Origin of the sequence: Kutzneria kofuensis, assembly GCF_014203355.1 — a bacterium.
GTDB lineage: Bacteria > Actinomycetota > Actinomycetes > Mycobacteriales > Pseudonocardiaceae > Kutzneria > Kutzneria kofuensis.
Map to the genome: position 1 here is coordinate 866,866 of NZ_JACHIR010000001.1, position 26,703 is coordinate 893,568.

29 protein-coding genes are annotated in these 26,703 nt (G+C 70.9%); 6 read left to right on the forward strand and 23 right to left on the reverse strand.

The genetic code is table 11. The features are described from left to right. Positions 1-170 precede the first annotated feature (170 nt). The gene (gene bldD / locus BJ998_RS03895) at positions 171-659 is read left to right on the forward strand and encodes a transcriptional regulator BldD (RefSeq protein WP_015803953.1); all 489 of its coding nucleotides are present in this window, start codon (positions 171-173) and stop codon (positions 657-659) included. Positions 660-882: 223 nt separating this feature from the next. Here the strand turns inward: bldD and nusB are convergent, their stop codons facing one another. From nusB to BJ998_RS03910, 3 genes are all read right to left on the reverse strand, one after another. Continuing rightward, on the reverse strand, positions 883-1,302 hold the full coding sequence (gene nusB / locus BJ998_RS03900; RefSeq protein ID WP_184858541.1) for a transcription antitermination factor NusB: 420 nt from the start codon (positions 1,300-1,302) through the stop codon (positions 883-885). Beyond that, entirely contained in the window at positions 1,302-1,865 is a 564-nt protein-coding gene (efp, locus tag BJ998_RS03905) for an elongation factor P (RefSeq protein ID WP_184858543.1), read from the reverse strand. The genes nusB and efp overlap by 1 nt, the downstream gene beginning before the upstream one ends. A 66-nt stretch (positions 1,866-1,931) precedes the next feature. Then, positions 1,932-2,999: a M24 family metallopeptidase gene (locus tag BJ998_RS03910; protein ID WP_184858545.1), complete on the reverse strand. Its 1,068-nt coding sequence runs from the start codon at positions 2,997-2,999 to the stop codon at positions 1,932-1,934. Positions 3,000-3,388: 389 nt separating this feature from the next. On the opposite strand from BJ998_RS03910, the gene BJ998_RS03915 reads away from it, so the two are divergent. Then, positions 3,389-3,841: a B-4DMT family transporter gene (locus tag BJ998_RS03915; protein WP_184858547.1), complete on the forward strand. Its 453-nt coding sequence runs from the start codon at positions 3,389-3,391 to the stop codon at positions 3,839-3,841. Here BJ998_RS03915 and BJ998_RS03920 read toward each other — a convergent pair. Continuing rightward, positions 3,774-4,460 (reverse strand): carboxymuconolactone decarboxylase family protein, encoded by a 687-nt coding sequence (locus BJ998_RS03920; protein WP_184858549.1) that lies wholly within the window; start codon positions 4,458-4,460, stop codon positions 3,774-3,776. The genes BJ998_RS03915 and BJ998_RS03920 overlap by 68 nt on opposite strands. Before the next feature lie 82 nt (positions 4,461-4,542). On the opposite strand from BJ998_RS03920, the gene BJ998_RS03925 reads away from it, so the two are divergent. After that, positions 4,543-5,154, forward strand: coding sequence for a TetR/AcrR family transcriptional regulator (locus tag BJ998_RS03925; protein WP_184858551.1), 612 nt, complete (start codon positions 4,543-4,545; stop codon positions 5,152-5,154). Here BJ998_RS03925 and BJ998_RS03930 read toward each other — a convergent pair. From BJ998_RS03930 to BJ998_RS03960, 7 genes are all read right to left on the reverse strand, one after another. Continuing rightward, positions 5,134-6,621, reverse strand: a complete 1,488-nt coding sequence (locus BJ998_RS03930) for a glycoside hydrolase family protein (RefSeq protein WP_184858553.1) — start codon at positions 6,619-6,621, stop codon at positions 5,134-5,136. The genes BJ998_RS03925 and BJ998_RS03930 overlap by 21 nt on opposite strands. A gap of 71 nt (positions 6,622-6,692) precedes the next feature. Continuing rightward, entirely contained in the window at positions 6,693-7,124 is a 432-nt protein-coding gene (gene aroQ / locus BJ998_RS03935; protein WP_184858555.1) for a type II 3-dehydroquinate dehydratase, read from the reverse strand. 73 nt (positions 7,125-7,197) lie between these two features. Next, positions 7,198-8,307, reverse strand: a complete 1,110-nt coding sequence (aroB, locus tag BJ998_RS03940) for a 3-dehydroquinate synthase (RefSeq protein WP_184858557.1) — start codon at positions 8,305-8,307, stop codon at positions 7,198-7,200. Then, complete coding sequence (locus BJ998_RS03945) at positions 8,307-8,819, reverse strand: shikimate kinase (RefSeq protein WP_184868406.1); 513 nt, start codon at positions 8,817-8,819, stop codon at positions 8,307-8,309. Before BJ998_RS03945 ends, aroB begins: the two co-directional genes overlap by 1 nt. Positions 8,820-8,833: 14 nt before the next feature. Then, on the reverse strand, positions 8,834-10,024 hold the full coding sequence (gene aroC / locus BJ998_RS03950) for a chorismate synthase (RefSeq protein ID WP_184858560.1): 1,191 nt from the start codon (positions 10,022-10,024) through the stop codon (positions 8,834-8,836). 87 nt (positions 10,025-10,111) lie between these two features. Further along, positions 10,112-10,567, reverse strand: coding sequence for a PTS sugar transporter subunit IIA (locus BJ998_RS03955; RefSeq protein WP_184858562.1), 456 nt, complete (start codon positions 10,565-10,567; stop codon positions 10,112-10,114). Further along, positions 10,564-10,800, reverse strand: a complete 237-nt coding sequence (locus BJ998_RS03960) for a PTS sugar transporter subunit IIB (protein WP_184858564.1) — start codon at positions 10,798-10,800, stop codon at positions 10,564-10,566. Before BJ998_RS03960 ends, BJ998_RS03955 begins: the two co-directional genes overlap by 4 nt. 224 nt (positions 10,801-11,024) lie before the next feature. Between BJ998_RS03960 and BJ998_RS03965 the strand changes: the two genes are divergently transcribed. The 3 genes from BJ998_RS03965 to BJ998_RS03975 are packed head-to-tail and all read left to right on the forward strand — an operon-like array spanning position 11,025 to position 13,405. After that, positions 11,025-11,816 (forward strand): GntR family transcriptional regulator, encoded by a 792-nt coding sequence (locus BJ998_RS03965; protein WP_184858566.1) that lies wholly within the window; start codon positions 11,025-11,027, stop codon positions 11,814-11,816. Beyond that, on the forward strand, positions 11,813-13,099 hold the full coding sequence (locus BJ998_RS03970) for a PTS transporter subunit EIIC (protein ID WP_184858568.1): 1,287 nt from the start codon (positions 11,813-11,815) through the stop codon (positions 13,097-13,099). Before BJ998_RS03965 ends, BJ998_RS03970 begins: the two co-directional genes overlap by 4 nt. A 36-nt stretch (positions 13,100-13,135) precedes the next feature. Then, positions 13,136-13,405 (forward strand): HPr family phosphocarrier protein, encoded by a 270-nt coding sequence (locus BJ998_RS03975; RefSeq protein WP_184858570.1) that lies wholly within the window; start codon positions 13,136-13,138, stop codon positions 13,403-13,405. A 170-nt stretch (positions 13,406-13,575) separates the two neighbouring features. Here the strand turns inward: BJ998_RS03975 and BJ998_RS03980 are convergent, their stop codons facing one another. The 12 genes from BJ998_RS03980 to BJ998_RS04035 all read right to left on the reverse strand — a co-directional run bounded on the left by BJ998_RS03980 (position 13,576) and on the right by BJ998_RS04035 (position 26,621). Next, positions 13,576-14,955 carry a glycoside hydrolase family 18 protein gene (locus tag BJ998_RS03980; RefSeq protein WP_184858572.1) on the reverse strand — a complete coding sequence of 460 codons (1,380 nt, stop codon included), beginning with the start codon at positions 14,953-14,955 and terminating at the stop codon, positions 13,576-13,578. A gap of 213 nt (positions 14,956-15,168) precedes the next feature. After that, entirely contained in the window at positions 15,169-16,017 is an 849-nt protein-coding gene (locus BJ998_RS03985; RefSeq protein WP_184858574.1) for a shikimate dehydrogenase, read from the reverse strand. Continuing rightward, the gene (gene mltG, locus BJ998_RS03990; protein WP_312889914.1) at positions 16,018-17,229 is read right to left on the reverse strand and encodes an endolytic transglycosylase MltG; all 1,212 of its coding nucleotides are present in this window, start codon (positions 17,227-17,229) and stop codon (positions 16,018-16,020) included. It lies immediately after the preceding gene. Beyond that, positions 17,226-17,708: a Holliday junction resolvase RuvX gene (gene ruvX / locus BJ998_RS03995; RefSeq protein WP_184858576.1), complete on the reverse strand. Its 483-nt coding sequence runs from the start codon at positions 17,706-17,708 to the stop codon at positions 17,226-17,228. The genes mltG and ruvX overlap by 4 nt, the downstream gene beginning before the upstream one ends. Continuing rightward, a complete protein-coding gene (alaS, locus tag BJ998_RS04000) occupies positions 17,698-20,364 on the reverse strand; it encodes an alanine--tRNA ligase (RefSeq protein ID WP_184858578.1) in 2,667 nt (888 codons plus the stop codon). The genes ruvX and alaS overlap by 11 nt, the downstream gene beginning before the upstream one ends. A gap of 55 nt (positions 20,365-20,419) precedes the next feature. Continuing rightward, entirely contained in the window at positions 20,420-20,698 is a 279-nt protein-coding gene (locus BJ998_RS04005) for a hypothetical protein (RefSeq protein ID WP_184858580.1), read from the reverse strand. Continuing rightward, entirely contained in the window at positions 20,698-21,099 is a 402-nt protein-coding gene (locus BJ998_RS04010; protein ID WP_184858582.1) for a DUF948 domain-containing protein, read from the reverse strand. Before BJ998_RS04010 ends, BJ998_RS04005 begins: the two co-directional genes overlap by 1 nt. A 173-nt stretch (positions 21,100-21,272) precedes the next feature. Continuing rightward, on the reverse strand, positions 21,273-22,154 hold the full coding sequence (locus BJ998_RS04015; RefSeq protein WP_312889916.1) for a ferredoxin family protein: 882 nt from the start codon (positions 22,152-22,154) through the stop codon (positions 21,273-21,275). A gap of 61 nt (positions 22,155-22,215) precedes the next feature. After that, positions 22,216-23,406 carry a cupin domain-containing protein gene (locus BJ998_RS04020; RefSeq protein ID WP_184858586.1) on the reverse strand — a complete coding sequence of 397 codons (1,191 nt, stop codon included), beginning with the start codon at positions 23,404-23,406 and terminating at the stop codon, positions 22,216-22,218. Between the two features lie 200 nt (positions 23,407-23,606). Beyond that, on the reverse strand, positions 23,607-24,083 hold the full coding sequence (locus BJ998_RS04025; protein ID WP_246488509.1) for an AMIN-like domain-containing (lipo)protein: 477 nt from the start codon (positions 24,081-24,083) through the stop codon (positions 23,607-23,609). Between the two features lie 56 nt (positions 24,084-24,139). After that, entirely contained in the window at positions 24,140-24,985 is an 846-nt protein-coding gene (locus tag BJ998_RS04030; RefSeq protein WP_184858590.1) for a S41 family peptidase, read from the reverse strand. Between the two features lie 43 nt (positions 24,986-25,028). After that, positions 25,029-26,621 carry a purple acid phosphatase family protein gene (locus BJ998_RS04035; protein ID WP_184858592.1) on the reverse strand — a complete coding sequence of 531 codons (1,593 nt, stop codon included), beginning with the start codon at positions 26,619-26,621 and terminating at the stop codon, positions 25,029-25,031. Positions 26,622-26,703 lie beyond the last annotated feature (82 nt).

Sequence of the window (26,703 nt, forward strand, 5' to 3'; positions counted from 1 at the left end):
AGCCACGCTCTGTAGCCCTTCCGGGTGGTTGACCCCCCTCCCCCGCATGCCGCAGCGAAGTCAGCTTGACCTGGTGACGACAGCGAGCGACCATTACTCTGCGTATTGATCTCAGGCTCCCCGCGGCGATGGCTACCGGCCGACGGGGCGAATGAACGGAGAACCGCCACATGGGCGATTACGCCAAGGCGCTGGGGGCCAAGCTCCGCGCCATCCGCCAGCAGCAGGGATTGTCACTGCATGGCGTCGAGCAGAAGTCCGGCGGTCGCTGGAAGGCGGTCGTCGTCGGCTCCTACGAGCGCGGCGACCGGGCGGTCACCGTGCAGAAGCTGGCCGAGCTGGCGGACTTCTACGGCGTGCCCGTGGCCGAGCTGCTGCCGGAGGGCCGCGTGCCGTCGGGGGCCGAGCCGGCCACGAAGATCGTCATCAATCTGGAGCGGCTGCAGCAGCTGCCGGCGGAGAAGGTCGGACCGCTGGCCCGCTACGCCGCCACCATCCAGAGCCAGCGCGGCGACTACAACGGCAAGGTGCTCTCCATCCGCACCGAGGACCTGCGGTCGCTGGCCATCATCTACGACATGACCCCCGGCGAGCTGACCGAGCAGCTCATCGACTGGGGCGTCCTGCCGCCCGAGGCCCGACCCTCGAAGGAAGACTGAGTTCTCGCCGCGCGGGACTGTGTTTTCGCCGCGCGTGCCGCGCGGGGCGGGTTCGCTCCTGAGCCGGTCTCTTCCCTTGTCTCAGCTCGATCGGTGAACGGACTCGATCGAGCTGAGCCTGCGGACCAGAGGCCGGCGCGAACCCGCGAATAGCCTGGGGACAAACGCGAAGGCCGCCCCACCGGACGATCCCGGTGGGGCGGCCTTCGAAGTTGATCCGGCCTTAGAGAGCGGCCCGCAGGTGCACCGCGATGCGGGCGATGCTGTCCAGCACGCCGTTGACGAAGCGCGGCGAGTCGTCGGTGGACAGCTGCTTGGCCAGCTCGACGGCCTCGCTGATGGCCACCGCGTCGTCCACGTCGGCCGCCCACAGCAGCTCGTACACGCCCAGCCGGAGCACGGCGCGGTCCACCGCCGGCATCCGGGCCAGGGTCCAGCCCTCGGCGTGCTCGGAGATCAGCTCGTCGATCCGCGCCCGGTTCGCCGTGATGCCCTCGACCAGGGCGATCGTGTAGTCGTTGACCGGGGGCACGTCGGGCGAGCCGACCCGCTCCGCGAGCAGCGTCACGGCGTCCGCGCCGCGCAGGTCCGCCTCGTACAGGACGTCGACCGCGCGTTTGCGGTATTTGCTGCGGGCACCCATCAGGCGTTGACTCGTCCGAGGTAGCGACCGTCGCGGGTGTCCACCTTGACCTTCTCGCCGGTCGTCACGAACAGCGGCACCTGGATCTCGGCGCCGGTCTCCAGGGTGGCCGGCTTGGTGCCGCCGGTGGAGCGGTCGCCCTGCAGGCCCGGGTCGGTGTGCTGGATGACCAGCTCGACCGAGGTCGGCAGCTCCACGAAGAGCGCGACGCCCTCGTGCACGGCGACCACGGCCTCCTGGTTCTCCAGCATGAAGTTGGCCGCGTCGCCGACGGTCTCGGCCGGGATGTTCATCTGGTCGTACGTGTCGCCGTCCATGAACACGAAGTCCGAGCCGTCGCGGTACAGGTAGGTCATGCCGCGCTTGTCGACCGTGGCCGTGTCGACCTTGGTGCCGGCGTTGAAGGTCTTGTCCACCACCTTGCCGGTGAGCACGTGCTTGAGGGTGGTGCGCACGAACGCGCCGCCCTTTCCGGGCTTGACGTGCTGGAACGCCACGACGGTCCAAAGCTGGCCCTCGAGGTTGAGCACCAGGCCGTTCTTGAGGTCGTTGGTGGTGGCCACGGTGGTGGTCTCTCCTGTAGTCACGGACGGGCCGCAGTCGCGGACCGCTGGGTTTCGGGTCGTGCGTCAGACGACCACGAGTTCCTTCGTGGTCAGGGTGAGCAGCTCGGGCGCACCCTCGCGCACGATGAGAGTGTCCTCGATGCGGACCCCGCCCTGCCCGGGCACGTAGACGCCGGGCTCGACGGTGACCGCCATGCCGGCGGCAAGTGTACCGGTACCGGCCTTGTTCAGTGCCGGAGCCTCGTGGATCTCCAGGCCGACGCCGTGTCCGACACCGTGCGGGAACTGCTCCGCCCGGCCGGCCGCGGCGATCACCGAGCGGGCCGCGTCGTCCACGCCGGCCAGCGGCGTGCCGGGCCGCAGCGCCGCGCGGCCGGCCGCCTGCGCCGCCGCCACCAGCTCGTACATCTCGGTCTGCCAGTCGGCGGCCCGGCCCAGCACCACCGTGCGGGTCATGTCCGAGTGGTAGCCGTCGACCAGCGCGCCGAAGTCCATCTTCACCAGGTCACCGGCCTTGAGCGCGGCGTCGGTCGGCTCGTGGTGCGGGATGGCCGAGTGCTCCCCCGCCGCCACGATCGTGGCGAACGCCGGCCCGGTCGCGCCCTGGTCGCGCAGGCCGTCGTCCAGCGCCCGCGCCACCTCGCGCTCGGTGCGGCCGGGGCGCAGGCCGCCGTGCTCGATCAACGCCGCCAGCGCCCGGTCCGCCGCCGCGCACGCCATCCGCAGCGCCTCGATCTCCGTCTCGTCCTTGATCACCCGCAGCTCCGCGACCAGGCCCGGGGCCCGGACCAGCTCCGCCCGCGCGGCCTCGGACAGGTCGGCCAGGCCGTCCACGGTGACGTGGTCGCTCTCGAAACCGATCCGTCCCGTCGCCCGAGCGGCCAGCGCCAGACCGCAGTCCCGCTCGATGACCCGCTCCAGGTCCGGCACCTGGCTTGCCGACGACGTGTCGTACCGGCCGTCCGTGCAGAACACGGCGTCGTCGCGGGTGACGAGCAGCGCCGCGTTCGAGCCGGTGAAGCCGGTGAGGTAGCGCACGTTGAGCAGATTCGTCACCAGCAGCGTGTCCAGCTCGCGCTCGGCGAGCAGCCGGCGCAGCGCCGCCCGCCTCCTGCCGTGCATCTCAGCCATGCCGAGCAGACTATTGCCAGCACGCCCCCGCAGACAATTGGCCATAATTGCCCGATACATCGTTGTCGTCGGCTTGGCGGCAATAGTTTGGTCGGCATGACGCCGTTGATCGACCTGCTCACCGACGCCGCAGACAAGGGCCGGCCAGCGCCTTCAACCAGGGCGAGGGACGGACGCCGGAGCGGGCCATCGAGTATGCCCTGGCCGAGCCCGGCCCCTGGTTGTGATCGACCAGTTCGTCACGGGAATTCCGGAGAACCGTCGTAAGCCCATTGTCGGCGACCGAAAATAACGACCACCCTTTTGTCACCGCGATTCCTGCCCGTCCGAACGGAGAGAAGGCACGCCGGCCAGAATTGGCGACCGGGGTGAGGGTTTACGCTGGGGCGATGAGGGCGTGGTTGCTACGCGGGCTGGTGTTGGCCGTGGTGCACGCGGCGGTGCAGACGGGCGAGGCGTGGGTGCGCGCCGGCGATCCGACCGCGGTCGGCTGGCTGCGGCCGACGGCACTGGGCCTGCTGGTGGGCGTCGCCGTGCTGTGGTCCGGCATCGACGGTTGGCTGGGCCGCGAGGGTCGCGGCATGGTGTGGTTCTTCAGCGCCCTGGTGGCCGGCCCGGTCGGCGGTGTGCTCGGGGTCATCGGCCAGGGCGTGTTCGTGGACGACACGGGCGCCGAGGCGCTGCCGGTGGCGATCACCGGCGGGGCCGCGTTCATCGCGCTGCTGGTGCTGGTCCCCGCCGGTGTCGGCCTGCTCATCGGACGGCTGGTGACCGCTACCCGAGCAGCGGATTCAGCACCAGCCACGCCTCCCACGCCCGTGTCACGCCGAACTGCGCGTTGAACCGGAGCGCGGCGCGCACGTCGTCGGGCGAGGCGCCGCCGCGCAACGCTCGGTCGACGTGGATGCGGAAGGTGTCGCCGAGAGTCCCGTAGTGAACGTCGACGCTGAGGCTGACCAGGCCGCGCTCCCGCTCGCTGAGCGTCCCCGGCCCGTTCCCGCCGCGCATCCGTGACTGGAGATCGAAGTACTCCGCGAAGTGCGGATCCATGCCCGCCAACCGATCCCGGACCGGCGCCGGCAGCGGGCTCGGCGCCGCGTCCGGGCCGGTGCTCACCAGCGACTCGTCCAGCGCCGCGGCCGTCGTCGGCTCCTCGGCCAACGCCGCCAGCGCCTCGAACCCGGCCACGGCGGCCGGGTATCCGATGTCGTACGAGACGAAGCGCAGCAGTCCGCGCAGGTCCTCGACGGTCACGCCGGCCCGCAGCCCGGCCCGGACGTGCGCCTCGAACGCCAGCCCGAGGCTGCCCTGGCAGATGTCGCCGACCACGGCCAGGAACGTCTTCTCCCGGTCGGTCAGTTCCGCGACCGACCGGGCGTGCCCGGCGCTGGCCAGCGTCATCTGCGCGAACACGGGGTCCAGTTGCCGGAGTCGGTCCCCGGCGGTCACCGCTGAAGTCATGACAGGTCCTCCCCTGAATTCACACTACAGCTGTAGCGCTACAACCGTAGCGTCAAGTTGGCCCGGATACAATCGCCGGATCATGGAGACGGGCACCCGGAAGCCGAACGCGCGCGGTCGCGGCGACCAGCTGCGCGAGGAGATCGTCACGGCGGCGACCGCGATGCTGGCGGAGCTCGGTGATGACGAGGCGCTGTCGCTGCGGGCCGTGGCCCGCACGGTGAAGATCGCCGCCACCTCCGTCTATCTGCACTTTCCCGACCGGGACGCGCTGGTGCTCGCGGTGATGGAGCGGTTCAACGGGCTGATGGTCGAGGCCGGCAGCCGCGGCGAGGCGGCGGGCACGGACGCGGCCGCGCGGCTCAGGGGCTGGATCTGCGGCCTGATCGACTGCGCCCTGCGCAACCCGGGCCTGTACAAGGTGATGCACGAGAGCCACGTCAACCGCGGCATCGGCATGCCCTTCAAGCAAACGATCGGCGTGCGGACGACCGAGGCCGTGCGGCGCTGCCTGGACGAGGGGCTCGCGCCGGCCGGCGACGCCGCCACCATCGCGGCCGACCTGCGCGCGGCCGTCACCGGCATGCTGTCGCTGCGGATCAACGAGCCGGACCTGCCCTGGCCGCCGGTCGACGAGCAGGTCGACCGGTTTCTGACAAAGCTGGTCGGGTTGTCAGTTCCCGCGGAAGGCTGACAGGTCGCCGCCCTTGGGGCGGGCGTCCCAGTCGGCGTCACTCGTCTCGGTGACGGCCGAGGAGTTCGCCTGGACGGCGCTCGGCCCGACCGGCCAGAGCTTGCCGTCGAGCAGGAACGCGTACGGTCGGTTCGGCGAGTGCAGCACCGGGGCGCCGGCCTTGATCACCGCGACCACCGGCAGCGAGTCCAGCCCCGGCACCGGCTTGTCCAGCACCTGCACGGCGATCCGCGCCGACACCGACCGCCGCTCGATCTTCACCAGCCGGTCCCCGTACACCATGACGATCATGCGGTCCGGCGACGGCATCGCGACCCCGTCCCCGGTGGCCAACGTCTGGCAGCCGTTGGCGTTGGCGATGTCCAGCCCGAACCGGCTCAGCCCGGTCGGCCCCTGGCCGTCGTCCCTGGTCGCTCGCACGACGTCGACCGGCACCCGCACGCACGGGTCCTGCGGCGAGGCCGGCGCGTGCCCGTCGGCCCGGCGCACCAGCCCCGGGCCCTCCTTCCACGGCCCGCCCAGCACGACGTCCTGGTACGGGTGCGTGGTGAATTCCTTGTCCCAGAACGAGATCACGGTCCCCTTGCCGTCGACCTCGTGCGCGACGGCGAACGCGTTCATGGCGTCCACCCACATCCAGTCGGCGCTGTAGGCGTTGGAAATCGACAAGGAGCGCTTGGTCTTCGTGCCGGGGACGTCCTGGAAACCGTTGGGCGTCAACGACTGCACACTGGTGGCGAAGTCCGGATCCGGTGACCGCAACACGAACTGCCCCGCACCGGCGGTGTTCGCGGCCGCGCCGGTGGTGTCCGTGAACATCAGGTAGAACCAGCCGTCGAGATGCAGCACGGACGGCTGGCCGACGCCGTAGGTGTTGGCCCGCTGCCTGTCCATCGACGGCTGCACGATCGGGTTCGGGTTGCGCTGCCAGGTCACGCCGTCGGCGCTGGTCGCGAGGCCGATGGAGTTGACCAGCGCGCCGTCGCCGGCCGCGCCGGTGTAGTACATGTAGTAGATGCCGTTGACCCGAATGACGGACGGGTCGCAGGTGTGCATGGCGTCGAAGCCGCCGCCGGACCCGTGCAGCACGGCCACCCCGTCGGGGAACGGCCCGTTCAGGCTGTCGGCCGAGGCCGTCAGCACGTCGTCGCCGGGCACCCCGACGTCGGGCAGCTGACTGCACCACCAGATCCGGTACCGACCGCCGTCGAGCATCGCGGTCGGCGCGTAGTTGTACGGCGCGGCCGGCCCGCCGGACACCAGCGTGCCGGCCCCCTGTCTGGCGCGGTCGGTGCGTAACGGCGCCTCGGCCGCGTCCGCGGGCGGCTGGTCGGCCCGCTTCTGCACGGCCGTCGGCGTGGTCGGCGCCGGCGCGGTGATGCCCTCGGCGCTGCCGCAGGCCGTGAGCACCGCGGCCACCGCCAGGTAACCGGTCGTGCTCGCCATGGCCCTGATGGGTCTCGGCATGCCGGGACGACCTCCACGATCGGATGACTGCGATTCCCGGCCAGTCTAGGGAATCCGGTCACCCGTGTGGGTTACACGTGGTCGGCGACCCACCGCAGCGCCAACGCGTACCCGTCCACACCCAGTCCGATGATCACGCCGTCGGCCACCGCGGAGATCACGCTGTGCTGCCGGAACTCCTCGCGCTTGTGCACGTTGCTGATGTGCACCTCGACCAGCTTCGACGTCAGCTGCGAGCAGGCGTCCCGGACGGCGATCGAGTAGTGCGTCCAGGCGGCGGCGTTGAGCACCACCGGAATGCCCTGGTCGGCGGCCTCGTGCAACCAGCCGATCAGCTCGCCCTCGGTGTCGGTCTGCCGCACCTCGACGTCCAGCCCCAGCTCCTTGCCGGTGCTCACGCACAGCTCGGCCAGGTCGGCGTGGGTGGTGCTGCCGTAGATCAGCGGCTCGCGCGCGCCGAGCCGCCCCAGGTTGGGGCCGTTGAGCACGAAGACCCTCGTCACAGACCCACCTCGCTAGCGCTCGGAGGGTCTGCGACCCATGTCCCTGTGCTCATTGGTGCCCTCGCAAGCTCGGTCACAGAAGCACCTTTCCGCTCGGCTTCTCGTCATCGCCGGCGATCACCGAGTAGGCGGCGGCGATCAGGCTCGGGTCCGGGCCCTCCAGCCGGCCCGGCTTGGCCAGCCCGTCCAGCACCACGAACCGCAGCACGCCGGCCCGGGTCTTCTTGTCGTTGCGCATGCCCTCCAGCAGCTGCGGCAGCGCCCCCGGCTCGTAGTTCACCGGCAGGCCCAGCGACGTCAGGACCGAGCGGTGCCGGTCCGCGGTCGCGTCGTCCAGCCGGCCGGCCAGCCGCGCCAGCTCGGCGGCGAACACCAGGCCGACGCTGACCGCCGCGCCGTGGCGCCAGCGGTACCGCTCCCGGCGCTCGATCGCGTGGCCCAGGGTGTGGCCGTAGTTCAGGAACTCCCGCTGCCCGGCCTCGCGCAGGTCGTTCGACACCACGTCGGCCTTGAACTGGACGGCCCTCGTGACCAGCTCGCCGATGACCTCGCCGGTCGGGTCGACGGCCGCCTTCGGATCGGCCTCGATCAGCTCCAGGATCCGCGGGTCGCCGACGAAGCCGGCCTTGACCACCTCGGCCATGCCGGCGACGAGCTCGTTGGCCGGCAGCGTCTCCAACGTGGCCAGGTCGGCCAGCACCGCCGTCGGCTCGTGGAACACGCCCACCAGGTTCTTGCCGGCGTCGGTGTTGATGCCGGCCTTGCCGCCGACCGCCGCGTCCACCATGCCCAGCAGCGTGGTCGGCACGTGCACGACCTTCACGCCGCGCAGCCACGTGCCGGCGACGAAGCCGGCCAGGTCGGTCACCGCGCCGCCGCCCAGGCCGACCACCGCGCCCGTGCGGTCCAGGCCGATCCGGCCGAGCACCTCCCACACGAAGCCGGCGACCGCGAACGCCTTGCCGTCCTCGGCGTCCGGGATCTCCACCCGGTGCGCGTCGATGCCGGCCGACTCCAACTCCTCGCGCACCGCCTCGGCGGTGGCGGTCAGCGTCGGCTGGTGCACGATCGCGACCGTCGGCACGCCCTTGAGCGTGTCGACCAGGTCGCCGAGCAGGCCCCGGCCGACGGTCACGTCGTAGGGGTGCTCGGCGGCGACGTGGATGCGGACGGGTTCGGGCATCAGCCTTCCTTGTGGTTCAGGGCCGTGACCACCTCGTCGACGATGGCCGGCGGCTCGTGCCGGTCGGTGTCGATCTCGACGGTCGCGACCTCGCGGTACAGCGGCAGCCGCGCGTCCAGCAGCGCCTTGAACGTCGCCCGCGGGTTCACGCCGGCCAGCAGCGGGCGGGCCGTGGACAGGCCGGTGCGGCGCACCCCCTCGGCCATGCCGACGTTGAGGAACACCACCGTGTGCTCGGCCAGCAGCTTGCGGGTGGACTCGGCCAGCACCGCGCCGCCGCCCAGCGCCAGCACGCCGTCGTGGGTGGCCAGCGCGCGGGCCACCGCCTCGCACTCGATGCGCCGGAACTCCGGCTCGCCGTCCTCGGTGAAGATGTCCGAGATGGGCTTGCCGGCCAGCTCGACGATGTCCGCGTCGACGTCCCGGAACGGCACGCCCAGCCGCTCGGCCAGCAACTCGCCGACGGTGGTCTTGCCCGCCCCCGGCGGCCCGACGACAACAACGACTCCCACCGGGGCTCCGGGACTCACCAGCGGTCCTGCAGCGACTTCAGGTAGCCCTCGACGTTGTGCCGGGTCTCGGCCAGCGAGTCGCCGCCGAACTTCTCCAGCAGCGCGTCGGCCAGCACCAGCGCCACCACCGACTCGACGACCACACCCGCCCGCGGCACCGCGCAGATGTCGGAGCGCTGGTGGATCGCCACCGCCGGCTCGCCCGTGACGACGTCGACCGTGGCCAGCGCGCGCGGCACCGTGGAGATCGGCTTCATCGCGACCCGCACCCGCAGCGGCTCGCCGTTGGTGATGCCGCCCTCCAGGCCGCCCGCCCGGTTCGACCGCCGCGTCACGCCGGACACGCCCGGCCCGCGGTCCATCTCGTCGTGCGCCTGGCTGCCGCGGCGGTGCGCGGTGGTGAAGCCGTCGCCGATCTCCACGCCCTTCATCGCCTGGATGCCCATCAGCGCGCCGGCCAGCCGGGCGTCGAGGCGGCGGTCCCAGTGCACGTGCGAGCCCAGGCCCGGCGGCAGGCCGTAGACGATGGCCTCGATCACGCCGCCCAGCGTGTCGCCGTCCCGCTTGGCCGCCTCGACCTCCGCCACCATCGCCTCGGTGCCGGCCGCGTCGAACGCCCGCACCGGGTTCTCGTCGATCGCGGCCAGGTCCTCCGGCCGGGGCAGCGGCGCGTCCGGGGAGCACTCCGCGGCGCCGATGGACACCACGTGGCTGACGATCTCGGCGTTGAGCACCTGGCGCAGCAGGTTGCGGGCCACCGTGCCCAGCGCCACCCGCTCCGCCGTCTCGCGGGCGCTGGCCCGCTCCAGCACCGGCCGGGCCTCGTCGAAGCCGTACTTCTGCATGCCGGGCAGATCCGCGTGGCCGGGCCGGGGCCGGGTCAGCGGCGCGTTGCGCGCGGAGCCCTCCAGCTCGGCCGGGTCCACCGGGTCGGCCGCCATGACCTTCTGCCACTTCGGCCACTCGGCGTTGTCGATGTGCACGGCGATCGGCCCGCCCTGGGTCCTGCCGTGGCGCACGCCGCCGAGGAACTCGACCTTGTCGGTCTCGAAGTCCATCCGGGGGCTGCGGCCGAAGCCCAGCCGCCTGCGGGCCAGTTGCACCGAGAGGTCCTCGGTGGTCACGGACACTCCGGCGATCATGCCCTCAAGGACACCGACCAGCGCGGGTCCGTGCGATTCTCCAGCGGTGATCCAGCGCAGCACCCCTGGATCCTTTCACATCCTCCGCCGGCGTCGCCGGGCACGAGCGGGGCGAGTGGTCCTCCCGTCGCCGGGAGGACCACTTCGCCGCTACTTCTGCCAGGTGAACAGCGCGTCGCCGGCCTCGACCGGCCCGAACTCGCGCACGTCGACCAGGTTCTCCGCGGTCGCGTCCAGCGCGACCACCGGGCAGATCGGCGACTTGCCGCCGTCCTGCACCGCCTTCGGATCCCAGCCGATCACCGGCTGGCCCGCGCGGACCGTCTCGCCCTTCACCACGTGCAGGGTGAAACCCTCGCCCTTGAGCTTGACCGTGTCGATGCCCAGGTGCACCAGCACCGCGGCGCCGTCCGCGGTGGCCACCACGAACGCGTGCGGGTGCAACGTGACGACCGTTCCGTCCACCGGGGACACCGCGTCACCGGCGGTCAGCTCCGGGTGCACGGCCAGGCCCGGCCCGACCATCGCCTGCGCGAACACCGGGTCCGGCACCTCGGTGATCGGCGCCAGGACGCCCTTCACCGGGCTGAGGACCGTGACACTCACAGCAAGTCCTCGATGTCGCTGGCGATCGTGTCCGCCTCGGGGCCGACGATGATCTGGACCACCGAGCCCGCGCGGATGACGCCGTGCGCGCCGATCGCCTTGAGCGCGGCCTCGTCCACCTTGGACCCGTCCTCGAGTTCGCAGCGCAGCCGCGTGATGCACGGCTCGATCTCGATGATGTTGTCAGCGCCGCCGATCGCGGCGATGATCTGCGCCGCCCTGTCGTCTGCCATCTCGTCGCCTGCTCTCACTAGTCGGTTGTGGACACGACGTCCGCCAGTCGTAGGCGAGTCGGCCGGATGGTGGCCGCCCGTGGCACGAACTCGTAACGGCGGTTGACACCCGGTCGCCCGGCGGCGCATCCTCCCCGCACCACTGGTCTAGACCGGAACGTACCAATGTTCGCGGCGAGGATCGACAGGTGGGGCCGAATCGAGACGAATCCGCGGGAGGTGCCATGGCCGTGTACGAGGGCGCGTCGGGCATCCCCGACCGGATCGTCGACGGCCCCAAGCCCAAGCACGCCCAGCTGCGGGAAATCCTGCGGAAACTGGCCCAACAGGACCTGCCGCCCGGCTCGCCCATCCCGTCCGAACGCGACCTCGCCGAGCAGTACGGCGTGTCGCGTCTCACGGTTCGGGCCGCGGTCGGCCAGCTCGTTTCCGAGGGACTTCTGGCCAGGGCGCGTGGTCGCGGCACGTTCACCGCGCAGCGGCGGATGGAGGCCCAGCTCTATCTGGAGTCCTTCACCGACGACATGCGCCGGCGGGGGCACGAGCCCGGCACCGAGGTGCTGTCGTGCGCCCTGGAGGTGCCGCCGCCCGCGGCGGCCGCCGCGCTGGGGTTGGAGCCGAACGACGCGGCGTACCGGCTGTTCCGGCTGCGCCGGGCCGACGGCACGCCGCTGGCGGTGGAGCGCGGTTGGTACAACCCGCACCGCCTGCCCGGCCTGCTCGACCTGGACCTGACCCGGTCGCTGTACACGCTGATGGCCGAGCATTTCGGCGTGCAGCTCAGCCACGGCCGGCAGACGGTGTGGGCCGAGGCGGCCGATCGTGAGACCGCTCGTCTGCTGGGGGTGCGCACCGGCTCGCCGGTGCTGGTGTTCCGACGGATCTCGACCGCGGACGGCGAGGCCATCGAGGACATGACGTCCTGGTACCGGGGCGACCTCTACCAGGTAACCATGCAATTGGACCGGGGCGACCCGGGTTCCGGTCCGCTTTCCGCCCACGGAGGAAACCGATGAGTGCCAGCGCCCCCACGGTGGCCGGCAGCAACAAGGGTCTGGCCGCGCTGCAGCGCCTCGGCCGGAGCCTGATGCTGCCGATCGCGACGCTGCCCGCCGCCGGCCTGTTGCTGCGGCTCGGTCAGGACGACCTGCTCGGTAGCTTCAAGAACGATTTCATGCAGGACGTCGCCAAGGTGTTCGTGGCGGCGGGTGGCGGGTTGTTCAACTACCTGCCGCTGCTGTTCGCGATCGGCATCGCGATCGGTTTCGCCCGCAAGGGCGACGGTTCCACGGCGGTCGCCGCCGCCGTCGGCTTCGTGGTCTTCACCCAGGTGGTCCAGGTGTTCGCGCCCGTGACCGCCAAGAAGGCCGGGGACACCCCCACGCCGCCCGGGGGTTGGCCCTACGGCGTGCTCGCCGGCATCCTCGTCGGCATCGTGTCCGCCCTGCTGTGGCAGCGCTTCTACCGCACGAAGCTGCCTCCGTACCTGGCGTTCTTCGGTGGGCGTCGGTTCGTGCCGATCATCAACTCCCTGGTGCTGCTCGTCCTGGGCGTGATCTTCGGCCTGCTCTACCCGATCTTCAACGCCGGCCTCACCTCGTTCGGCAACCTCATCGCCGGCAACCCCGTTGTGGGCGGCGGCATCTACGGCGTCGTCAACCGCCTGCTGATTCCGTTCGGTCTGCACAACGTCGTCAACTCCGTCGTGTGGTTCCTCACCGGTCACTTCACCGACCCGGCCACCGGCAAGGACGTCACCGGCGACCTGAACCGCTTCTTCGTGCACGACCCGTCCGCCGGTGGCTTCATGACCGGCTTCTTCCCGATCTTCATGTTCGCCCTGCCCGCCGCCGCCCTGGCGATCTGGCGCACGGCGAAGCCCTCCCAGCGCAAGGTTGTCGGCGGCATCATGATTTCCGCCGCCCTCACCGCGTTCCTGACCGGTGTCACGGAGCCGATCGAGTTCTCGTTCATGTTCGTCGCGTGGCCGCTGTACATCATCCACGCCGTCCTGACCGGCACCTCGCTCGCCATCGTCAACCTGCTCGGGATCCACGACGGCTTCTCGTTCTCGGCCGGAGCCATCGACTTCGTCCTGAACTGGGGCATCGCGCAGAAACCCTGGCTGCTGCTCATCATCGGCGTGGTGTACGGCATCATCTACTACTTCGTGTTCAGCTTCGTGATCACCAAGTGGAACCTGCGCACCCCCGGTCGTGAGGACGACGCCGAGGAGCAGTTGGAAGGCGGCACCTCGGTCGCGGAGTCCACTCCCCGCAGCCGCCAGTCGTCCAAATAGGACCTAGGACCGCCACACCGCACGAAAGGGAAGACCATGCCGGAACTTCGGGTCACCGTGGCCAGCAAGGTGGGTCTGCACGCTCGGCCGGCCGCTCTGCTGGCCAAAGCCGCCGCCGGTCAGGCCGTGCCCGTCTCCATCCGCAAGGAGGGTGGCGAGCAGGTGGACGCCGCCAGCGTCCTGGGCCTCATGACGCTGGGCGCCATGCACGGTGACGAGGTGATCCTGTCCGCCGAGGGCGCCGGGGCCGACGAGGCCCTCGCCGCCGTGGCGGACGTCATCACCACCGATCTGGACGGCGAGTGAGCTAGCTCCTAGCCCGCTCTCAGGCCGCTGGTTCCCGCCCACCCGGGCGGGGACCAGCGGCCTTTGCCGTGCCCGAACACCGCCCGCCAGCACCGGACCCACTCACCGCGACACAAAAGGAAGCCTCGCCCGGGAGTTCCCGGGCGAGGCTTCCAACAATCGAGCCAACCTCAGTGCAGCAGCGGCGACAACGCGGAGATGAGCGCGTGGCTGTCCGAGTCCTGACTGATCTCCCACGCCATCGCGCCGCGCAATCCCCAGCCCTGGATGAGCGTGGTGCGCTCGGCGACGGACTTGGGGTCCGAGTAGGCGATGACGGTCGGAACCGTTGCCACGTAAGGGGTGGCGCAGGTGCCGTCGGCGTTGAAAGCCGAGCACAGGTTGTGCGTGCCGGCCGGGTTGAACAGCCACGGCTCGCCGGCCTGGGCGTCCCAGTTGGCGGTGTAGCCGCCGGCGCCGACGATCTTGGCGGTGTCGACCAGGTCGTGGTACGTCGGCTGCGGCTTCTGGTCCGGCGCCAGGCTGTTCGGGTCGAGGCCGCTGTTGTCGGACTTCTCCCACAGGCCGGCGGCCCGCAGGTACTGGTTGCCGTAGAAGGGAACGCCGACCACGACCTTGTTCGGCGGAACCCCGGTGGCCAGATAGTACTGCACGGTGCCGACGGTGTTCCAGGACGGGTCGTTCGCGTTGGGGTCACGGAAGCTGTGCGTGAACAGGGTGTCCGGCGCGGCGACCCCACCGCCGGGAACGTTGTAGTCGTAGGTCATGATGTTGACCCAGTTCATCGGCGCGATGGCGGCGGTGAGCTCCCAGTAGTCCCCGGCCTTGGAGGTGGCCGGGAACGCGGCGGTCAGCAGGTGGTCCGGCCCGAGCTGGCGACGGAACTCCTGCATCAGCAACGTGGCGTTGTGCTTGTCGGCGGGACCGTAGTCGACGTTGCCGCCGGCCAACTGGGTCGGGTACTCCCAGTCGATGTCGATGCCGTCGAAGACACCCTTGGCCGCACCCGGGGCCAGGCCGGGAATGTTGCCGTCGATGAACGTGTCCACACAGGACTTCACGAAGTCCTGCCGGCGCTGGGCGGTCGCGGCGACGTCGCTGAACCACGTCGACTTCGTCCAGCCGCCGAGGGAGATCTCCACCTTCAGACCGGGGTGGGCCTTCTTCAGCTTGAGGAGCTGGTTGAAGTTGCCGAACAGCGGCTGCCCGGCGACATCGGCCACGCCGTCGACGGCCAGCGACGCGTCCAAGGGCCGCTGGTAGTCGGCCCACGGGTCCAGGATCGAGCATCCGACGGCGCCGGTGGCCTGGTCGAAGGTGGGCGCGGCGAAGGCGTACTGGATGACGTTGAGCTTGTCGGCCGGGATGTCCTTGACGTTGTAACCACGTCCGTAGATGTCCCAGTCGGCGAAATAGGCCGACACGACGCGGCCGTCGTCGTGCCGGTGGGCCTGGGTGGCGGTCTGGGCCACGGCCGGTACCGCCAGCAACGGGCCGGTCATCGCGACGAGGGCCGCCGCGATGGCGGCCCTGCCTCTGGTGCGGGGCATGTCCAGCTCCCTGGTTGGTCTACACCAATTGGTGGCCACACCCTCCGCCCGGCGATCACCGAAGTCAAGAGGCCGTATACCGGGGAAGCCAACCGTCCCAAGGGAACTGCCCGACCGACTGCCGATTCCGTCGCTCTCCGCGACCCCCGGCGACGTAACGTGTCTGCCCGAAACCGACATTCGGTGTGCCGGAGAGCGTGACTCGCGGGGGTTCTAGACGGGGAGGGAGAGTTCTGTGCCGGTTGCCTGGCGCAGGGCGGCGCGCATGGCCTCGCGCGGGGCCTCCAGACCGGTGAACCACCGCACCTGCGCGAACGCCTGGTGCAGCAGCATGTCCAGGCCCGTCACGACCCGGGTGCCCCGGTCCGAAGCAGCCTGCGCCAAGGGCGTCGGCCACGGGTGGTAGATGACGTCGAAAACGCACCCGGCCCGCACGATGTCCCCGGCCACGGGCTCGACCGCTCCGACCGGAACCGTGCTCACGACCAGGTCGGCGCCGCCACACACCGCCGCGAAATCCACGTCGTCCCACCGCAGGACGTCAACCTCGACGCCGACCCGCCCGGCACACGACAGCGCCTCGCCGGCCCGTGCCGGATCCCGCACCACGATCGTCGCCGACGGAATCTTCAACGCCTCCAAGGCGGTCAGCGCCGCGGTCGCCGTCCCACCGGCGCCCAGCACCACCGCACGCCCGCCGGCCTCGACTCCCCCGGCGGCCGCCAGCGACCCGACCACGCCCTCGACATCGGTGCAGTCGGCCAGCCACCCGCCCGAAGCCCGCGGCACCAACGTGTTCGCCGCCCCGACGAGCTCGGCCACCCGGGTCCGCTCCGTCGCGTACGCCAGCGCCGCCCGCTTCCCGGGCATGGTCACCGCCAGCCCGGCCCACTCCGGCCCGAGCCCGTCGACGAACCCCGGCAACTCCTCCGCCGTGCACAGAACCCGCTCGAAGACCCAGTCTCCGAGCCCCAGCTCCCGGTATGCCGCACCGTGCAGCACCGGCGACAGGGAATGCTCGATCGGCGATCCGAGAACCGCCGCCCGCCGAGGAGAACCCACCTAGTACGCTCCCGCCGCTCGGGCCTTGGCGGCGTTGGCGTCCTGCTCGGCCTGGGTGACGGCGAAGCAGGAGTTGCCGTCCTTGTCGCACTTGACGAAGAACAGCCACGGGCCGTCGGCCGGCTTCTGCGCCGCGGTGATCGCGTCCGGGCTGGGCGAGGAGATCGGCGTCGGGGTCAGGCCGGTGTTCAGGTACGTGTTGTACGGCCCGGGCTTGTCCCGGTCCGCGTCGGACGTCCTGATCAGCGGCTGGTCGAGCACGTAGTTGATGGTCGAGTCGTCGCCCATCGGGATGCCCTGCGCCAGCCGGTTGTAGATCACCCGCGACACCTTGGTGAAGTCGGACGTGATGGCCTCGCGCTCGATCAGCGAGGCGATGACCAGGATCTGGTACGGCGTCATGCCGGTGTCCTGCGAGGTCTGCGGCAGCGTGCTCAGCTTGGCGGCGGACTGCGACAGCACGGACTTCAGCAGCGCCACCGCGTCGGTGCCGGGCCGCACGTCGTACACGCCGGAGATGATCAGCCCCTCCAGCCGGTGCGCGGGATCGGCCTTCTGCACGGCGGGCACCGCCCAGATCGGGATGCCCAGCTTCGTCGGGTCGGCGGTCTGCGCCGCCTTGCGCACGTCCTCGACCGAGACGCAGCTCTTGGTGCCGTTCAGCGTCACGCAGCTGGCGGCGGCCAGCTGGGACAGGATCCCCGGCTTCACCGAGTTGTCCGGGTTCTTGGTGTCGTCGAGCTGCGTGCCGGCCTTGATCTGCACGTTGCCGACGCGGCTGGCCGGCGACACGATCCGGGTCGCCGCGGCCTCGCCGGACATGTGGGTCTTCATCACGTAGTAGCCGGGCTGCACGTTGCCGACCTCGGCGTTGCCGGCGGAGGCGTTGAGGAACGCCCGCACGGTCCGCACGACGTCCTTGGACTGCAGCGTCTCGGCGATGTCGGTGATGGTGGCGCCGTTGTCGACCTGGATCAGCACGTCCGAGTCGCCGTCGCCGCTGTAGTTGCCGTAGCCGCCGATGCCGAGGTAGACGCCGGCGCCGTAGTAGGCGCCCCAGCCGCCGCCGATCAGCACGACCAGCAGGATGGCCAGCAGCACCAGCTTGCGCCGCGGCTTGGGCGCCTTGCGGCCGGTCTCCTCGCCGCTGTCGAACAGGTCGAGGTCGTTGTCCTCGACATTGCTCTCGACGTCGTCGTTCACGTCGTTCACGGCCTGCCCTCCCTGGCGAGTGCGGCGGCCCGCGCGTCCAGCCACGCCTGGAGGATCTCCACGGCGGCGGCCTGGTCGACGACGGCACGCTGCCGCCGACCACGCACGCCGGCGTCGGCGAGCACCCTGGTCGCGGTGACCGTGGTCAGCCTCTCATCGGCTAGACGCACCGGCATGTCGAGCCGTTCAGCGAGCCGGCTCGCGAACTCGGTGGCGATCTCGGCGGCCGTGCCGTGCCGGCCGGCCAGCGTCCGGGGCAGGCCGACGATCACCTCGACGACCTCGTGCTCCCCGGCCAGCGCCACCAACGCCTCCACGCTGCCCTCGCGCGGCAGCGTGACCAGCGGCGACGCCAGCATCGGCGACGGGTCGCTCAGCGCGACGCCGACCCGCACCGACCCGACGTCGACGCCGAGGCGTCGGCCCGGCCCCGGATGGAACTCGGGGCCGGGCCGACGCCTGTCCTTGCTACGAGCCACGCTGGATCTCGGCCCGCAGGGCGGCGATGGCGTCGGCGATGCCACCGGGCTGGGTGCCACCACCCTGGGCGAGGTCGGGCTTGCCGCCGCCGCGGCCGCCGATGGCGGGGCCGAACACCGGCACCAGCTTGCCGGCGGCCAGGCCCTTGTCGCGTCCGGTGGCCGTGGTGGCGACGACGAAGCTGACCTTGTCCTCGTTGGCGGAGAACAGGGCGACCACGCCCGGCTTGTCGCCGAGCCGGCCGCGCACGTCCATGGCCAGGGCGCGCAGGTCGTTGCCGGAGACGCCGTCCGGGGCGGCGGCGGCCACCAGGAACGTGCCGCCCAGGTTCTCGGCGCCGTCGGCCAGCGAGCCGCCCGAGGACAGCAGCTGGGCGCCGCGCAGCTTCTCCAGCTCCTTCTCGGCGGCGCGCAGCCGCTCGACGGTCTGCCCGATGCGCTCGGGCAGCTCCTCGGGGCGGGCCTTGAACTGCTCGGCCAGCTGCGACACCAGCACGTGCTCGCGGGCGAGGAACCGGTAGGCGTCCAGGCCGACGAGAGCCTCGACGCGCCGCACGCCGGAGCCGATGGAGGCCTCCGACAGCAGCTTGATCACGCCGATCTCGCCGGAGCGGCCCACGTGGGTGCCGCCGCACAGCTCCTTGGAGTAGTCGCCGATGGTGACCACCCGCACCTGGTCGCCGTACTTCTCGCCGAACAGGGCCATGGCGCCGGACTTGCGGGCGGCATCCATGGTCATGATCTCGGCCTGCACGTCGTAGTCGTGCAGCAGCACGTCGTTGACCTCGTCCTCGACGTCGGCCAGCACGCTGGCCGGCACGGCCCCGCCCGGCGAGGTGAAGTCGAAGCGCAGCCGGCCGGGGGCGTTGAGCGAGCCGGCCTGGGCGGCCGTCTCGCCGATGGCCTTGCGCACGCCGGCGTGCACCAGGTGGGTGGCCGAGTGCGAGCGGGCGATGGCGGTGCGCCGGCTGACGTCCACGTCGGCCTGCACGGCGGCGTCGAGCAGGATCTCGCCGGAGACGACCTTGCCGCGGTGCACGGTCAGGCCCGGCACCGGCGACTGCACGTCGTACACCTCGACCACGGCGCCGTCGGTGATGATCTTGCCGGTGTCGGCCTGCTGGCCGCCGCCCTCGGCGTAGAACGGGGTGCGGTCGAGCACGACCTCCACCTCGGCGCCGGCCCCGGCGGCCGGCACGGCGACCCCGCCGACGAGCAGGCCGACCACGCGGGCCTCGCTGCCCAACTGGTCGTAGCCGAGGAAGTCGGTGCGCCCGTGGTCCTCCAGCACGGCCCGGTAGGCGGAGGCGTCGCCGTGGCCGGTCTTGCGGGCGGCGGCGTCGGCCTTGGCCCGCTGCCGCTGCTCGGCCATGAGCCGGCGGAAGCCCTCCTCGTCGACCTTGAGGCCCTGCTCGGCGGCCATCTCCAGGGTCAGGTCGATCGGGAAGCCGTAGGTGTCGTGCAGCTGGAAGGCCTTGTCGCCGGACAGCGTGGTGCCGCCGGCCGACCGGGTCTCCTCGGCGGCGGTCTCGAACATCTTGGAGCCGGTGGTCAGCGTGGCCAGGAAGGCGTCCTCCTCAGCCCGGACCACGGCGTCCACCCGCTGGAAGTTGGCCACCAGGTCGGGGTAGGACTCGCCCATCTCGTCGCGCACGACGGCAGCGAACGTGCCCAGCACCGGCTCGGTGATGCCGAGCAGGCGGGAAGAGCGCACGATGCGGCGCAGCAGGCGCCGCAGCACGTAGCCGCGGCCCTCGTTGCCAGGGCTGACGCCGTCGGAGACGATCATGATGCCGCTGCGGGCGTGGTCGGCGATGACGCGGAACCGCACGTCGTCGACCTCGTCGTCGCCGTAGCGCTTGCCGGACAGCTCCTCGGCCTTGTTGATCACGGCGCGGATCAGGTCCGTCTCGTAGACGTTCTCCACGCCCTGCAACAGCATGGCCACCCGCTCGACGCCCATGCCGGTGTCGATGTTCTTGGCCGGCAGCTCGCCGATCGGCGAGTGCCCGTACTTGGGGCTCTGCTCGCCGCGGACGTCCTGCATGAAGACCAGGTTCCAGATCTCCAGGTACCGGTCCTCGTCGGCGACCGGGCCGCCGTCCTTGCCGTGCTCCGGGCCGCGGTCGAAGTAGATCTCCGAGCACGGGCCGCCGGGGCCGGGAACGCCCATGTCCCAGTAGTTGTCCAGGCCGTCGCGGCGCTGGATGCGCTCCGGCGGCAGGCCGGCGACCTTCTGCCAGAGCTCGATGGCCTCGTCGTCGTCCTGGTAGACGGTGACCCAGATGCGGTTCGGGTCGAAGCCGTAGCCGCCCTCGTCCTGGGACTTGGTGATCAGCTCCCAGGCGAAGGTGATGGCGCCTTCCTTGAAGTAGTCGCCGAAGGAGAAGTTGCCGGCCATCTGGAAGAACGTGAGGTGGCGGGTGGTCTTGCCGACCTCGTCGATGTCCGGGGTGCGGACGACCTTCTGCACGCTGGTGGCGCGCTTGTACGGGGCCGGGGCCTCGCCGAGGAAGTACGGCTTGAACGGCACCATGCCGGCGTTGACGAACAGCAGCGTCGGGTCGTCGAGGATGAGCGAGGCACTGGGCACGACCGTGTGGCCGTTGCGCTCGAAGTGCTCGCGGAAGCGCTTGATGATCTCGTGGGTCTGCACGGCGGTGTTCCTTGCGGGTTCAGGTGAAGGTGGGCGCGGAAACGGCGGGCGGGAACTAGTTGCCGCCCGCCCTGCGCGCTCGCGCCTCGGCGCTACGCGAGTAGCTGTAGCCGGTCTTCGCCTGCACCTCGCGGGCCAGCTCGTCCTCGCGCTCGCTCATGCCGGCGCGCACGTCGGCGCCGAAGGAGCCGAGGGCCCCGGCCATCTCGCGCATGGCGTCGCCCAGGTTCTCGGCGACCCCGGCGGGCGTGGCCTTGAAGGTCATACCAGCGACTTTACGGGTCACGACGACGCCGGCGGCGACGCCGAGGCCCAGCCAGAACAGCCGTCGCATCATCGCCTCCCGCGCTTCGGTCGCCGCGTCTCCTTGCCCGCCGCCTTCGCGCGCCGGGCCCGGACAGCTTTGCTGATCCCGTAGGAAAGCGCAGCCGCTTTCACCAGCGGGCCGCCCAGGGTCGCGGTGAACAGCGACGTGAGGGCGGAGACGTTGCCGGTGACCGCGCGGGCGTTCGCGGTGATGCCGTCCACCCGCTCCAGCTGCGTGTTGACGTGGGTCAGCGTGGTGTTCGCCTCGACGAACAGCGGCTCGCTGTTCTCGTGCGCCTTGCGGATCGCCTTGGTCGCCTCGTCCAGCGTGCGCCCGAGCTTGACCAGCACGATCACCAACACGACCACCACCGCCAGCACGACGACGACGGCGGCCACCACCAGCGCGGTGATCCACTCCGGTGACACGGATCCTCCTAGCGAGACATGGGGTGTGCCACAGGCTACCGCCCCACGTTTTCACCCCCGCGCCGACCAGGCTTTCCAACCCACACAGTTGATCTTGCCGGCCACCGCCGCCGCCGAAGTTGTGAACGGGGCTTTCCCAAACCCGGAGTTGAGGAATGGTCCGTTCCGAGCGGTCAGACCGTCGCGAGCAGGCGCGGGGTGTCGGCGTGGAAGCCGGTGGGGGCGACCCGGCCGGCGCAGCGGCTGGTGCCGGCGCGCTCCGCCGCCTCGCGACCGACGGTCACCTCGTACACCCCGAACGGGCAGCGGACCTTGACCGTACGAGTGTCGTCGGCGTTGAGCCGCTCACCGGTGGCGACGGCGTCGTCGAGGCCGCGCAGCCCGGCGTGCCGGCGCACGACGATCTCGGCGTACTGGGTCCACTGGGTCGGCGACGCGGTGCGGCCACGCAGCTGCTCCAGCTGCACCTGCCCCTTCAGCGCGTCCTTGGCGACGAGCACGGCCTCGGCCGGCGTGAGCTGGCCGTGCAGGAAGCCGTCCGGCACGACGAGCAGGTTGCCGGCCCAGCGGTCGCCGCCGACGTGGCTGACCTCCCACGACAGGCCCGGGTGGTTCTCCGCCAGCGCCGCGGCGACGGGCCGGCCGAGCACGGCGCAGCACATGTCCTTGGCGCCGTGGGTGCACGCCAGGAACAGCGGCCCGGACACCGGTTCGCCGTGACCGGGGCGACCGTCGACGACGGCCTCCAGGTCGATCGCCGCCAGCTCGGCGAGGTCGGAGATGACGAGGCGTTCCAGCCAGCGGGCCCCGGGCACGCCACTGGCGACGAAGACCGTTCGTGTTGCCTGCTGGTCGCGCTGGTGGCGTCCCGGCGTGCGGATGAGCAGCGGGCGCAGGCCACGGGCCCGCAACTGCTCCATCCGCCCGTCCGGGAACGCCTCGGCCAGCACGTTCTCCAGCGCGTCGGCCGGCCACGGCCCGGGCTGCTCGATGAGCAGCCACGAGGTCATCAGGGCCGCGGTCCCGGCCGGGTTGCCACCGAGCAGCCTGGTCACGAAAGCACAGCCTCGTGCGGCATCCTCGGAAGTTACCTTAGGCATACCTAATCTTACACAGCTACCGCGGCGAGAGCATCCCGTGTGTGACCAACTCGCCCAACAAGGCCCGAACGGTCCCGCGATCGAGGGTCGGCGCCGCCAGCTCGACCAATGTCTTGACGGACAACGGTTGCGCGGGCAGCAGAGCCTCCAGCACGGGCGCGGCGGCAGCGGCGAAGACCAGGCGTTTCCCGGCCGCGGCCAGTGCGACCGTGCCCTCGCCGTGCTCCAGAACGGCACGCGGGACGACCAGCAGCACCTCCTCTTCGTCCCCGTCGGGCAGCAGGCCCGGAGTCGCCGTGAACGGCAGGCCGAGCCGGCTGTGCGCGGGCGCCTGGGCGTCGCGATCGGTCAGGAACCGGTCCACGACGTCGTCGGTGAGCCGCGCGACGAGCCGGTCCCGCAGCTGTCGGGCCCGCTCGACCCGGTCCTCGGCCGAGCCGAAGCGCGGCAGGTCCTCGCGGAACAACTGGTCCACCCGCAGCTGGTCGGCCAGCCACGCCACCAGGTCCACGCCGGTCGCCCGGTTGAAGCCGATCGTCAGGTGCAGCGACTGCTCCCCCACCGCCGACACGTCGTGCCAGTGGCCGCGCGGCAGGTACAGCACGTCGCCGTCTTCCAGCATGAAGTCGTCGATCGGCTCGCCCTCGGGCCGCACGGGCAGCTCGACGTCGCGCATCAGCGGGTACGGGCGGCTCACGCCGTGGATGCGCCAGCGCTTACGGCCGGCGATCTGGATGATGAACGCGTCGTGGTCGTCCCAGTGCACGTCGAAGCCGTGCGTGGTGCCCCAGCCGGCGTACAGGTTGACCTGGATCTTCTCCCGCAGGTCGTGCTCGAGCCCGGCGGCCAGGTCGCCGACCGGCTCGAACATCTCCTGGACGGAGTCGAGCACCAGGGTGGCGCCGGCCCGCAGCCGTTCGGCCAGCGGGGCGTTGAGCAGCCGCGGCACCTGCCCGTTGCGGCGGGTGTCCACCATTTCCGTGTACGTGTGCACCGGCACGACCGCGCCGTCGTGGGCCAGCCGCAGACGCGGGAAGTCCAGCCGGTGCTGGCGCAGCGCGCGGTTGAGGTCCGCCCACGGCAGCAGCCGGGCGAACCGGCCGGCGTGTCCGGCGAACCGCCGGTGCGTCCGGCCCTGCACCGTGGCAAAGAACTGGCTGACCTCGATCGGTGCGACGAGGTCAGCCAGGGTGGGAATGCCGGTCACTCAGTCGTTGCCGTCGTTGTCGGCAACGGCGCCGTTGGCCTTGCCGCGGTCGACGGCGGCGTCCAGCTTCTCGACCTCGATCAGCAGACCGCTCTCCATAGCCAACCTCCCAGTTAGGGGACCCTGACCCGCCCCACCGTACGTGCTGATCCCGGTGCGGGCATCGGTCAAAGGAGTGGTGGCGTGATCACTGCCCGCGATCAGTGGTCCACGTCGATTACCAGGCGATTCGGCCCCGTGAGGGTGAAAACGTGAACGTTGGCCGGGTGCTTCAGGCCGAGGCCGACGCTGAGCACGTGCTCGAAGTCGCCGATGATCGCGACAGCCTGCACGTTGGTCAGCTGCGGGGTGGAGATGGTCCGCGGACCGGTGTAGGTGGGGTTGCCGTTGTCGTCGAACGAGCTGGCCCCCTGCATCACCAGCTTCACGAACTTCGTGCCGGGAATGGTCACCGGGTTGCCGCTCGGGTCGTAGTACAGCTGGTCGACCAGCTCGTAGCGGTAGGCGGGCAGGCTCGTCAGGTCGAGCACCACCCGGTCGTACGTGTCGTGCGCGCCGACCCGGATGTTGGTCAGGCGGGCCGCGGTGTCGCTGGGGGCGGCGCCGGCCGCCGGCGCGACGGCGACGAGCGCGAGCAGGGCGAGAAGTAAGGCCGCCAGCGACTTGGGTCTGGTCATGGCAACTCCCGACAAAAAGGGTGTTCGGTTGCCAAGGAGACGCCGCGGACCCCGCATCAGTTGCCCTGCTCGGCGAGGAAGTTTCGGGCCAGTTCGAGGGCGTGGTCGAGCGCGTCGGCGGCGGGCACGTCGATGTCCGGCGCGACACCCACGGCCTCCCAGTTGGTGCCGGACTTCGGGTTGATCGCCCGAGCCTCGGGCACGGTGAGGTAGAGGTGCTCGGCGATCTCGTGCCAGTCGGTGGGATGCGCGCCGCCGCGGGTGGTCTCGCCGACGATCACCGCCCAGCCGGTCTGCTGCAGGTCGTAGGCCAACTCCTCGCCGCCGGAGAAGGTGAACGAGCTGGTCAGCACCCAGACCGGCTTGGCGCCGCCGAATCGCCGCCCCGGCACGTAGGGCGGAGTCCAGAACTGCACGACCATGTCGTCCGGCCGGCTGTAGATGTCGTTGACGTGCTTGGACTCGTCGAACAGATAGCCGCAGACCAGCGACACCATGCCGGGGTCGCCGCCGCGGCACCGGCGCAGGTCGATGATCAGCGCGTCGGTGTCGGCGACGAGGGTCATCGCGGCGGCGGCGATGTCGCCGTACGCCCGGGGATCGCGCAGCCGCGTGTTCTCGACGTAGCCGATGTTGCCGTCGAGGACCTCCACCCGGTCGAAGCCGTGGGCGTCGCTGACCGCGCGGGGCTTGGGCTCCTCGTGCAGCAGCCGCAGGTGCTTGTCGCCGTTGACGGACTGCAGGTCGGCGGTGACCGCCGCGGCGAACGCGTCGACGTCGGCGAGGTGGTCGTAGTCGTTGCGCCGCAACACGTCCACGATCTTCTCGGCCACGTCCGGGAACACGTAGTTGTCGGTGATCAGCGGGATCGCGGCGTCGATCAGCTCACGGCGGGTGGTCATCCCGCCACGCTAGCGGCGCGGCGGGACGACCGACCCCGAATCGTCAGAGGTCGCCGATGTCGCCGCCGACGCCCAGGCCGACGCCGGCGTGGAAACCGGCGCTGCGCTCGATGACGAAGCGGTCGATCTCCTGGCCGTGATTGGTCACGCAGCGAACCGTGATCGTCGACTTGCCGCCGAAGAACGCGGGCTTCACGTCCAGGGCGATGAAGGCGTAGCCGGTGTAGCGGACCCGGGACCAGGTCACGGTCTCGGTGACCTTCGCCCCGCCGTCGGCCCAGTAGTACGACGGCACCTCGCGCTGCGACACCTCGTGCCCGGCGTAGCTGTCCGGCGCCGGGAACGCGTACAGGCTGCGCCCGGCCGATCCACAGGTCGCGTAGACGGTGCCGTCCCGCTCGGGCCGGACGATCCCGCCGATCGGCACCTCGGTGCTGACCTTGCCGCCCCGAAGGGCATCGCTGCGCTCGTAGACGTGGTTGTGGCCGTTGATCACCAGGTCGACCTCGTACCGGTCGAACAGCGGCACCCACTGCTCCCGCACGCCGCCCTCGGAGGCATGGTTCTTCGTGGTGGAGTACGCGCAGTGGTGGAAGAACACCACGATGAAGTCGACGTCCGGCTGCGAGCGCAGGTAGGCCAGCCGGCGCTTGAGCCACGCGGTCTGGCCGCCCTGGCTGTAGCCCAGGTTGTGCGGGATCTCGTGCGAGACGTCGTTGGCGTCCAAGGAGATCACACCGACGTTGCCGTAGATGAAGGAGTACACGGTCGGGCAGGACGAGGGGCCGTTGCCGGGGAAGTCCCAGCGCGCGGTCTGGCCGCCGTAGCCGTGGTCGCCGTACAGCGCCTCCATGTCGTGGTTGCCGGTGGCGACCATCCACGGCACCTTCGACGCGACCGGCTCGATCTGGTTCAGGTAGGCGTCCCAGACCTTCGGGTCGAACGTGTCGTGCGTGGCGTCGGGCAAGCTCGCGATCGGGCTGCCCGAGCCGTTCGGGTCGGCGTAGGCGATGTCGCCGGCCAGCAGGTGGAACACCGGGTTCTGTTGCGCCACAACGCCGTTCTCGGCCAGCGCGTCGGTGCTGACGCCTTGGTCGCCGAAGGCGGTGAAGGTGAACGGGCGGGTCGGCAGCCAGCGCGCCGGGGCGGTGCGGAAGGTGGACAGCGCGCCGCCCTCGTAGCCCTCGTGGCCGACCGTGTAGTAGTAGCTCTGGCCGGGGCGCAGGCCGCACAGGTCGGCGTGCAGGTAGTACTGGTCGTACGGCGCGATCACGCCGGGGACCTCGGAGTGCAGCGCCCGGACCTCGGCGGGGATCCGCTGCGACAGGTGCTTGGGGTCGGTGCCGACGCGGACGAACGGCTTGCGCACCGGGGTCGGCACCTGCCAGCCGACCCGCATCTCGGTGCGGGGGTTGCGGCCGAACGCCAGGTGGCGCGCGGTCGGCGTGACGCTGTCGCCCGCGGCATAAGCGATTCCGGGCAGGAAGGCCGGGCCGGCGGCCGCCGCCGCGCCGACCAGCAGGCCGCCGCGCAGCATGCTGCGCCGGCCGAAGCGGGTGCGCAGGTAGTCGTGCTGCTCGGCCATGGACAGCCGGTTGGCCAACGGCTCCGGCACACCGGTTCTCGGGATCTCCATGGGCGCTCATGCTTGGTAACGCACGTGTACGCCGGACGTCCGGAAGGTGAACGAAGCGGGGCAATTCAGACAGGTTTCACCT